Below are 10,187 nucleotides of genomic sequence, written 5' to 3' on the forward strand. Positions count from 1 at the left end.
ATACCAAGCTGCCGGAAGGGAAGAACACCTTCTATGCCACGTCGACGGACAAGGCCGGTAACGTCAGCGAGAAGTCAGCCGACTTCGTTCTGACCACCGACTACACGCCGCCGAACCCGGATAACGTGACGATCGACATGGTGACCGATAACTTCGGCAACGCGACCGGTGAAGTTAAACCTGGCGGCGTGCTGGACGATCCGCGTCCGGTTATCAACGGTTCCGGTGATGAAGTGGGCAACATCATTAAGGTGTACACCACGGATAAGGACGGCAATACGAAGCTGTTGGGCTCTACCACCGTTGATGCAAACGGTAAGTGGGAACTGACGCCGGGCGAGTCGCTGTATGGCAGCTCGATCAACAAACTGACCGTGGAGGAAATCGACAAGGCCGGTAACGTCGCCAAGCCTGCGGGCAGCTACGATGTCACGATGTCAGATACCCCGGACGCGCCGAGCATCGGCAACGTGGTGGACGATACGGGCGACAGCGATGTTAACCTGGCCAACGGGGCGTTGACCAAGGACAACACGCCGACCCTGAACGGCTCCGATAGCCAACCTGGCGACACCATTACCGTCTATAACGGTAATGAGAAGCTGGGCACCACGACCGTACAGGATGATGGTACCTGGAGCTTCACGCCGAGTCCGGCGCTGAAGGACGGTGACTATAACTTCACCGTGACCAGCACCAACAGCCAGGGTCAGGAAAGCGATCGCAGCCCGTCGCATAGCATCACCATCGATGCTACGCCGCCGAACCCGGTTTCCGGCCTGGAGATTACCGACGATATTGGTAACTGGACCGGCAAGATGACCAACGGCATGGTAACGGATGATGACAAGCCGACCTTCTCGGGTAACGCCGAGTACGGCAGCACGGTCGTCATTTACGCCAACGACAAGGTTATCGGCAGTACGGTAGTGACTAACACGAACGGTTCCTGGACGTTTACGCCGGATACGGCGCTGGACGACGGTACTTACACGTTTGCCACGCAGGTGACGGATAAGGCCGGCAACAGCAGTGCGAAGGTGGATGACATCAGTGTGACCATCAGCACCGAACCGGGCGATCTGAAACTGATTCAGGTTATTGATGACGTTAAAGAAGAGAACGGTTCCCGTCCGCTGACCAACGGTGAAGCCACCAACGACAGCATGCCGACCTTCGTCGGTACAGCGACGGCGAACAGCATCGTGACCCTGACCGATAAGGGCGGCGCGATACTGGGCAGCGTGAAGGCTGATTCGAACGGTGACTGGGAATTCACGCCGGGTAAAGCGTTGACCGAAGGTGCGCACACGGTTGTGGTAAGCGGCACCGATCCGTCCGGCAACCCGCTGACGCCGGTAGAGTTCGACCTGGTCATCGATACGGTTGCACCGAACGCGCCGTCCATTACTGATGTTCAGGACAACGTTGAGCCGGTACAGGGTCAGGTCGCCAACGGTAAAGCCACCAACGACGCTACGCCGGAAATTTCCGGTACGGCGGAGAAGGGCAGCACCGTTAACGTTTACCATCAGGTTGATGCGGATAACCGCGTCCTGTTGGGCACGGCCGTCGCCGATGCCACAACCGGTCAATGGGTATTGCAGATTGCCGATGATAAGGCGCTGGCGGAAGGCACCTATAACCTGGTCGCGACGGCAACCGACGCCGCCGGCAACACCAGCGATCTGAGTAACGTATGGAGCATTATCGTTGATACCACCGTTTCTGACGCGGCTATCACGATTACCTCCATCACAGAAGATCGCGGCGCGTCGGATAATGACTTCATTACCAGCGATAACACACTGCTGATTAACGGCTCCCTGGATAAAGCGCTGTTGGCGGATGAGTGGGTAGAAGTCAGTCTGGACGGTGGTAAAACCTGGACCTCCGCGGCCTCGGTTACCGGCACTGACTGGACCGTTGACCTGCAGAGCAAACCGCTGGCTGATGGTGATTACACTATCGAAGCCCGCGTCGTGGACCAGGCCGGCAACGTCGGCAGCACAGACTCGCATGCGCTGAAGATTGAAAGCGGCGGCCGTGACATGAATGGCCTGGATACCACGGTGAAGATCACCACGGATACCAGCCACGGTCTGGCGGTTGGCGACCTCTTCAGCCACAGCGCCACGGCAACCAACAGCGACATGGTGACCCGTGACCGTACCGTTACGGTAAGCGGTACCCTGAGCGCTGCGTTGCAGACGGGTGAAATGCTGCAATTGTCCCTGGACAACGGTAAGACCTGGCAGACGGTGACCCTGAACGGCACCAACTGGTCCTTCGGTCTGCCGGAAGTAACGGCCAGCACCACCTACTCCTACAAACTGCAGGTTATCGGCAGTGCGGGTAGCGTGGGTACCAACACCAAGTTTGCCGACAGCTACACCGTGGTGATCGATCTGGATGCGCCGGATGGCATCTCGATGGCGCCGGACGTTCCGCAGCACGTCAGCAGCAACGATTCGTACGTCTTTGACAGTACCCGTTACGGTACCGTTGAGGCGGGCTCCATCGTCTCGCTGATCAGTGATGTGAACAGTAACGGCACCTACCAGGAAGGCCTGGATCAGGTGATTGGCTTCGCCAAGGCGGATTCAAACGGCGGCTGGAGTTTGAGCACCAAGCTGCCGGCGGGCGCCCATAACCTGGCGTTTGTGGTCTGGGATGAGGCGGGTAACCGTTCAACCATGAGTGCAAGCACCAGCACCGGGGTAACTGACGGTGACGGCAGTACGCTGATTGAGCAGAAGTGGGGTGGTACGACGGACGGTGATGGTCGCGGCCTGAACGCGGCGGCGGTCACCATCGGTCAGGACGGTCTGTGGTCGTTCTTCCAGAGTGCGCGCGGTACCTCCGGGACATCGCGGGCAAACGCCGGACGCGTATACGATTCTGTAACGCGCGAGGATTATGTATCCACTTATCTGGCTGAACCGTCAGATGTCAGGAACGACTCTTACGAGCATTACGTCAACTCGGCGGTGTTCGCGGATATCAACCGCGACGGCTATACCGACGTGATGTCGCAGGTCAGTGCGTATGACAACGGTGGACGCACGGCATACTGGATGCAAAACGCGGATGGCAGCTATACGGCGAAGTCTCTCGACCAGGGAACGCTGAACCACCTGGGCGGCGTGGTGGCCTATGACCGTGAAGGCGATGGCTATCTGGACTTCGTGCTGGCGGACTCTGAAGCAGACTCCATTTCGTTTATTAAGAACGAGAATGGTACGTTGACCTATGAGAAAGTCTCCGGTTTTAGTAACGGACACCCCGGCGGCGCGATTCCGTCCAGCCTGAGTATCATGCACGAAGTCGGTGCGGTGGATATCGACAACAACGGTACCGTCGATATTACCGCTCACATCGACTACAACGGAGCGGGTAGTAACGTCGGTAACAACTCGCGTGGTCTGGGGATTTTGTATAACCAAACCACCGGGACATCGAAGACCAACTTCGGTGAGGTAGGTTACTACGCCGACGTGTTCCGTAACGACGGGCATGAAGACTACGGCAACCTGTCGATATCGATGACTTATGCGGACTTCAACGGCGATGGCTGGCTGGACCTGTTCCTCAGCCGCGGTTCGAAGAACGGCAGCAACAGCGATGAAAGCCGCATCTACCTCAACGATGGTGCCGGTAAGCTGAAGGCAACTGACGCTCAGGCGCTGTGGTTTGGCGACTCCCTGGACGGCGGAACCTCGCTGGCGGTGGACTGGAACCACGATGGTAAGATGGACATCATCGAAGTTCCGCGCTCTGGCGTGAACGGCAGCCCGGTACTGTATACCAACACCGGTAACGGCACCTGGGGAGCCAACGCGGTAAGCCTGACGGGCGACCAGAAGTTCAACAACCTGACCGGTGCGGTAGCGCTTGACTACGACTGGGATGGCTCAATGGACCTGGTTCTGTACCGTGCCGGCGATGACGCCAAAGTGGTATCCAGCGACAACGCAGCGCCGACGCTGCTGGTGAAAAACACCAACATCGCGGCCGACGGCACCAGCCTGCAGATTCGTATTGTTGACGGCAACGGCATCAATACCTTCTACAGCAACACCGTCAAGCTGTATAACTCCGCCGGTGAGTGCGTGGCGACGCAGCTGATTAACCCGCAGGCGTCCGGCTCCAGCAACAGTATGGGCCTGGTCAGCTTCTTCGGGTTGGATCCGAATGAAGTTTACTCGGTACAGCTGCTGCGTATCACCAACGGGCAGACTAACCATGTCGGGGCAACCGCAAGCATCGGCGGTTATACCAACGGTACGGTTAACGAGACCTGGGGCGGCCTGACCACCGGTAAAGCGCATGATGCCTATGTGCTGACGGCGGAAAATACCAACGACGCCAACAATACCACCGGTGCTAACGGCATCGTGGGTACCGGGTATAACGACACCTTCTTCAGTTCGGCGGGTGACGATACCTACAACGGCGGCGGCGGCTGGAACCAGATCGTCAGCGGTAAGGCGGTATGGAGCGAGACCGCGGGTATGGACATCGTTGACTACAGCCGTGCACCGAGTGCCGTCACGGCTAACCTGTGGACGGGTACTGCGACCGGTCATGGCAACGATAAGCTGATCAGCATCGAAGGCCTGATTGGTACTGACAAAGGCGACGTATTTACCGACAACTCGGCTAACAACCTGTTTGAAGGCCGTGGCGGTAACGACACCTTCTACCTGGTCAACGGCGGTAACGATACGCTGATGTATAAGGTACTGGCAGGCATGGAAAGTGACGGCACCGGCGGTAACGGTCACGACACGGTTCATGGCTTCAAGGTGGGTAACCTGATGACCGACAGCGATGCAGACCTGATCGACCTGAGCGATCTGCTGGATTACACCGGTCCTATCTCCTTCTTCCAGGATGACGGCAAGATGGAGCTGGATTACTCCTCCAGAGGCGTGCTGGATTACCTGAAGGTGGAGTACAACGGTAAGGACACGGTTATCAGTATCGACCGCGATGGTCAGGGCGGACAACATGGCTTCACGCAGGTTGTCACACTGGCAGACGTGAATACTGATTTGATCACCTTGCTTCAAAACAACCAGATCATGGTTTAACCCAGTAACCCCCGCCATCTCCGGATGGCGGGCTATCCGCCCGCGTCAGCAATCAGGGCGCGGGTGGTAGGGATTAACGAAATCTTATTGTCTGGCCAAGGCTTTTTTCGCAGAAGCGGAAAAGCCGACATACATAAATCGTCATTTACGGATGAATAACTGGGTGAGTCTGGAGTTAAACATGAAAATAGCCCGTCACAATTTTAGAAAATTTACCCTGGCTTTATGCGTAGCGGCTGGCCTGAGCAGCTTTGCCGCCCACGCTGAGCTGCAATATGCACAAGAGGGCGCTGATAACGCGCTTGACAACTACGCCTCCGCCCCGGCGGCCCGCAGCGGCGCCGCGACCGTGCCTTATCGCCCGGTTGCGACGGTGGTGCCGGAGCTGGCGCAGGTGGTGATGTACTACCCGCAGGGCAACGTACCGGCAACGGTTTACGTCGATCGCGAGCTGCAGTCCGCGCTGCTGCCGGGTGAGTTTACCGTGTTCTGCGTTGCGCCCGGGGTGCACACGATCGAGTCTTATTTTAACGATCAGCCGCTGTATCACGGCAAGCAGAACCCGGCGCGCCAGCTGAGCACCTCCGGCGCGACAACCTACTTCGTGCAGGTAAACCCCGGCTCGACCGGCAATACCGCAGCGTTGGTTGAACGCGCTCAGGCGGAGTCTACGCTGGCCTCTTTGTATAAGCATGCCCGCATCGTTAACCGCGCATCACAGGTGAAAAACTGTGATTACGTGAACAACGGCGGCGTGGTGCTGATTCAGGAGCAGATGCTGTTCCGCTTTGCCAAGAGCAACCCGGCGGGCATCCTGCCGGAGTCGCGCGCCAAGCTGGATAATGTTGCGAAGTTCATCAAGCAGGCGAACAGCGTGAGTGAGATCCAGATCGTGGGTTACACCGACGCCATCGGCAGCCGTGCGGCTAACCAGCGCCTTTCTGAGGCCCGTGCGGACACCGTACGCGCCATGTTGGTCGAGCGGGGGATCAATCCTTCAATGATCAACAACAGCATGGGCATGGGCGTCGCGCAAACGGCGGAAGGCTGTGGCACCAAGGCGAGCCAGCAGGGTGCAGGTTGTAACGTAAACAGCCGGCGTGTGGATATTGTCGTCAGAGGCAACTGATTTTCGGCTTATCGCTGGAATGTAAATAACGGACACCCCAGGGTGTCCGTTTTACGTTGGGCTACCGCGGCCCCGCCAACGCCGCCGCAAGGCTGTTCACCCCGTCGCTCATATTGGTGAACTTCGTCAGCTCTGTGCGGGTAACCACGACGAAGACGCCGACGTTTTTCTCCGGAATCAGCGCCATGTAGGTAATAAACCCACCGCCGCCGCCGGTTTTCTGGATGATGCCGGGCAGGCCGGCGGCAGGGTTGGGCGCCATGTAAACCCAGCCGAGGCCGAGCGCGGAGGCCTGGCCCGGCACGTCCATGCCGACAACCTGGGTCAGTTGCTGACGCTGGTAGTACATTTTCAGCAGGTGATCGGCCATCGGCGAACGCGGCTGCACTGAGGAGTTGAGGAACTGCTGCATCCAGCGCTGCATATCTTCCGGCGTGGAATAGATCCCTCCGCTGCCGATGGCGGCCAGCGAGCTCATGCAGGGGCTGGCGCCGCGCTCGGGAACCATCAGGCGGGCGCATTGATCCGCCGAAGGGGTGTAGGTGGTGTCCTTCATGCCCAGCGGACGGGTGACGTAATCGCGCACCAGCGTCGGAAACGACTTGCCGGACGCACGGGAAAGCGCGTCGGCCAGCAGGTCATAGGCCAGATTGGAATACCCGGCACGCACCCCGGGCGGAACGGTAATCTTTGCGGTTTTCAGCCATTCCCAGCGCTGGCTGCGCGTCGGCCAGGTAAAGACCGGCCGGTTGGCCGCGCCGCCCGGCTGCTCGCGCGGCAGGCCGCTGGTGTGTGACGCCAGGTGCATCAACACGATGGGCTGCTTGGCGTTGTAGGCGGGCACGCGTGCGCCTTTGGGGGCATACTTACGCAGGGGATCGTAGAGATTAACCTTGCCTTCGGCCGCCATCTTCACCATCACCTCGCTGGATATCAGCTTGGTCAGGGAGGCAATGCGGATAACGGAATCCTTGCGCGGACGCGTATCGTTGCCCGGCCGTGTTTCTCCGAAGCTGCGGAACACTTGCTGATTGCCGTCGATGGCGACCAGCGCCATGCCGGCGGCTCCGCTGTTATAAAAGATATGCTCGGCGTACTCATCGACGGTTTGGGACGCCAGAGGATCCAACTGCCGGGCCTGGGATTGCAGGGAAAATACGGCGCAGGCGAGGGCCAGCAAAGTAGCGGAGAAAGTCTTCAACACGCGTGTATCCATTTCAACGATAAAAAGAAAGTGAACAGTTTGGGCCTATACTTAACGAACGACAGCGGTTTTCGCACGCTGGCGCAACGCATCTTATAAGCCAGCCTGACGGGTACATCAAGCGCCGGTTGCGATCGCCGCAAGTAAGGTATAAGAAGATCGGCCAAAATTTACAAAACTAAAAGGTATTTCGGCACACTATTATTTCCCTACGGGGCATTCATGCACATATAATGCGCATCCGTTACTCAAGATTTGGCTTAGAGGCCACCCTCTCCGGCGAAACGCGGGGGAAGTAAGGCCCTGACAACCTGCACAGCAAATAAACCCCAACAGGAACCTAGAACATGAAAATGAGTATCCGTGCGCTTTTCACGGTGCTTCTGGCAACCGCGGCGTTCTGTCAGTCTGCATTTGCCGTTGTGTATCCCCTCCCGGCGAAAAACAGTCGCCTGATCGGGCAAAACGTTGAATACACCATCCCGGAGGACAGCAAGTATCCTCTGGAACACTTCGCCGCCAAGTTCCAGATGGGGCTGAGCAACATGCTGGAAGCCAACCCGGGCGTGGACGTTTACCTGCCTGCGGGCGGTACCCGCCTGATCATCCCCCAGCAATTGCTGCTGCCGGACACGCCGCGCGAAGGCATCATCATTAACAGCGCGGAGATGCGTCTTTATTATTTCCCGAAAGGCACCAACACCGTGGTCGTGTTGCCGATAGGTATCGGCCAGTTGGGTAAAGATACCCCGCTGAACTGGGTCACCAAGGTTGAACGCAAGAAGGCCGGCCCGACCTGGACGCCGACCAAAGGCATGCACGCCGAATACGCCGCACGTGGCGAAACCCTGCCGCAGGTATTCCCGGCCGGCCCGGATAACCCGATGGGGCTGTATGCGCTGTACGTGGGCCGCCTGTATGCGGTGCATGGCACCAACGCCAACTTCGGCATCGGCCTGCGCGTGAGCCACGGCTGCGTGCGCCTGCGCGATCCGGACATCAAATGGCTGTTTGAGAACGTGCCGGTAGGGACGCGCCTCCAGTTCATCAACGAACCGGTGAAGGCCTGGACCGAGCCGGACGGCACCCGTTATGTGGAAGTACACAACCCGCTTTCTATGACGGAAGAGCAGTTTAACTCCGAAGCGCCGGTGCCGATCACGATTAACCAGCAGGTCGGTAAAGTGCTGGCGGATGCCAGCGTTAACCAGCAGACGCTGGATGATGCGCTGAAAGCGCGTTCCGGTATGCCGGTTAAGGTGAACTGATTTAAGCTGCCCGGCGGCTGTGTGCTGCCGGGCTGCAGTTTTGATTCTTCAGTACGCCTGGCTGTGTGGGGGATTGAAGAACCTCTCCTTTTGCTCTCTTCCCTGCGCTGTTATCCCGTTGTGCGTGTGCGCGCTCTGGCCTGGCGGTGTTGCTGGGAGCGGGAGGAAAACGTGACTGAATTAGCAATAAAATCCCCCGGCGATGATTTTTTCGGCATTTAGAAGGATGTAAGCACAGTGTTGCTTGCATGGCAGCGTGCGACAGGTATAATCCTTCACGTTTTCCGCACCCTCTTCAGTGCCGAAGTGGCGAAATCGGTAGACGCAGTTGATTCAAAATCAACCGTAGAAATACGTGCCGGTTCGAGTCCGGCCTTCGGCACCATCGGAACATCAATAGACGTCAACGGACGTCTTTTTTTGTGCCTGAAATCCAGTATCCGCAAGGCTTTCCTCGCTTTTTCACTCAACCTAAGTCAACCTGATTCAATCTACATCAACTTCTGATGTGGGTACAACTGCGGGTATATCCCGGTTCGATTATGATTGTACCCACACAGAATCCTTGAAAGGATACTCATCATGGCTCTGAGTGATGTGAAGGTTCGTTCGGCTAAGCCTGAAGCAAAAGCCTATAAGCTTACTGATGGTGATGGCATGGTTTTGCTGGTTCACCCTAACGGCTCCAAATACTGGCGACTGCGTTATCGCTTCGGTGGCAAAGAGAAGATGCTGGCGCTGGGGAAATACCCTGAGGTTTCGCTGGCGGATGCCAGGGCGCGCCGGGATGAAGCCCGTAAGCTGTTAGCTCATGGCGTCGATCCCAGTGAGAACAAGAAAGCCGTTAAGGTAGAGCAGGAGCAAGAGGCAATAACGTTTGAAGTGGTTGCCAGAGAATGGCACGCCAGTAATCAGAAATGGTCGACATCGCATAGCGCTCGTGTATTGAAAAGCCTCGAAGATAATCTCTTTGCTGCTATCGGTAAGCGGAACATTGCTGAATTGAAGACAAGGGATCTGCTTGTACCCATTAAAGCCGTAGAGTCATCAGGGCGTCTCGAAGTCGCCGCCCGTTTACAGCAGCGTACTACCGCGATTATGCGCTTTGCCGTTCAGAGCGGCTTAATCGACTACAACCCCGCGCAGGAGATTGCCGGTGCGGTTGCTACGGCGAAAAGACAGCACCGTGCTGCATTAGAACTTAACCGCATTCCTGAATTACTTCACCGCATTGATCACTATTCTGGCAGGCCGTTAACCCGACTGGCGGTTGAACTCACTTTGTTGGTTTTCATCCGTTCAAGCGAGCTTCGTTTTGCTCGCTGGTCAGAAGTGGATTTTGAAACGGCCATGTGGACGATTCCGGGTGAGCGTGAACCGCTGGAGGGGGTTAAATTGTAAGTATCCCACTAAACCGAACCATTCACTTTTAGATATCTTCCGGACATACTGATTATGTTCCCTGAGGAGATCACCATGCGTAAAGCCCG

The 10,187-nt window shown here is 57.2% G+C and carries 3 protein-coding genes, 1 tRNA gene and 2 pseudogenes; 5 read left to right on the plus strand and 1 reads right to left on the minus strand.

Annotated elements, in window-relative coordinates; all coding sequences use genetic code 11:
* Positions 1-5,096 (plus strand): Ig-like domain-containing protein (locus tag C8D90_RS22145; RefSeq protein WP_115460464.1); only part of this gene is annotated, 5,096 nt, incomplete at its 5' end.
* Positions 5,097-5,277: 181 nt separating this feature from the next.
* Positions 5,278-6,225: an OmpA family protein gene (locus C8D90_RS21270; RefSeq protein ID WP_115460468.1), complete on the plus strand. Its 948-nt coding sequence runs from the start codon at positions 5,278-5,280 to the stop codon at positions 6,223-6,225.
* A 61-nt stretch (positions 6,226-6,286) separates the two neighbouring features.
* Here the strand turns inward: C8D90_RS21270 and ampH are convergent, their stop codons facing one another.
* Positions 6,287-7,441 (minus strand): D-alanyl-D-alanine-carboxypeptidase/endopeptidase AmpH, encoded by a 1,155-nt coding sequence (ampH, locus tag C8D90_RS21275; RefSeq protein ID WP_115460465.1) that lies wholly within the window; start codon positions 7,439-7,441, stop codon positions 6,287-6,289.
* Between the two features lie 335 nt (positions 7,442-7,776).
* Here ampH and C8D90_RS21280 point away from each other — a divergent pair.
* The 3 genes and pseudogenes from C8D90_RS21280 to C8D90_RS21295 form a co-directional block, all read left to right on the plus strand.
* Positions 7,777-8,694: pseudogene (locus C8D90_RS21280) on the plus strand (L,D-transpeptidase family protein); the annotation flags it as partial.
* Positions 8,695-8,997: 303 nt separating this feature from the next.
* Positions 8,998-9,082 (plus strand) — tRNA-Leu (locus tag C8D90_RS21285).
* Positions 9,083-9,279: 197 nt separating this feature from the next.
* A pseudogene (locus C8D90_RS21295) lies at positions 9,280-10,092 on the plus strand (tyrosine-type recombinase/integrase); the annotation flags it as partial.
* Positions 10,093-10,187: the final 95 nt, after the last annotated feature.

This window comes from Enterobacillus tribolii, from assembly GCF_003363015.1.
Taxonomy (GTDB): Bacteria; Pseudomonadota; Gammaproteobacteria; order Enterobacterales; family Enterobacteriaceae; genus Enterobacillus; species Enterobacillus tribolii.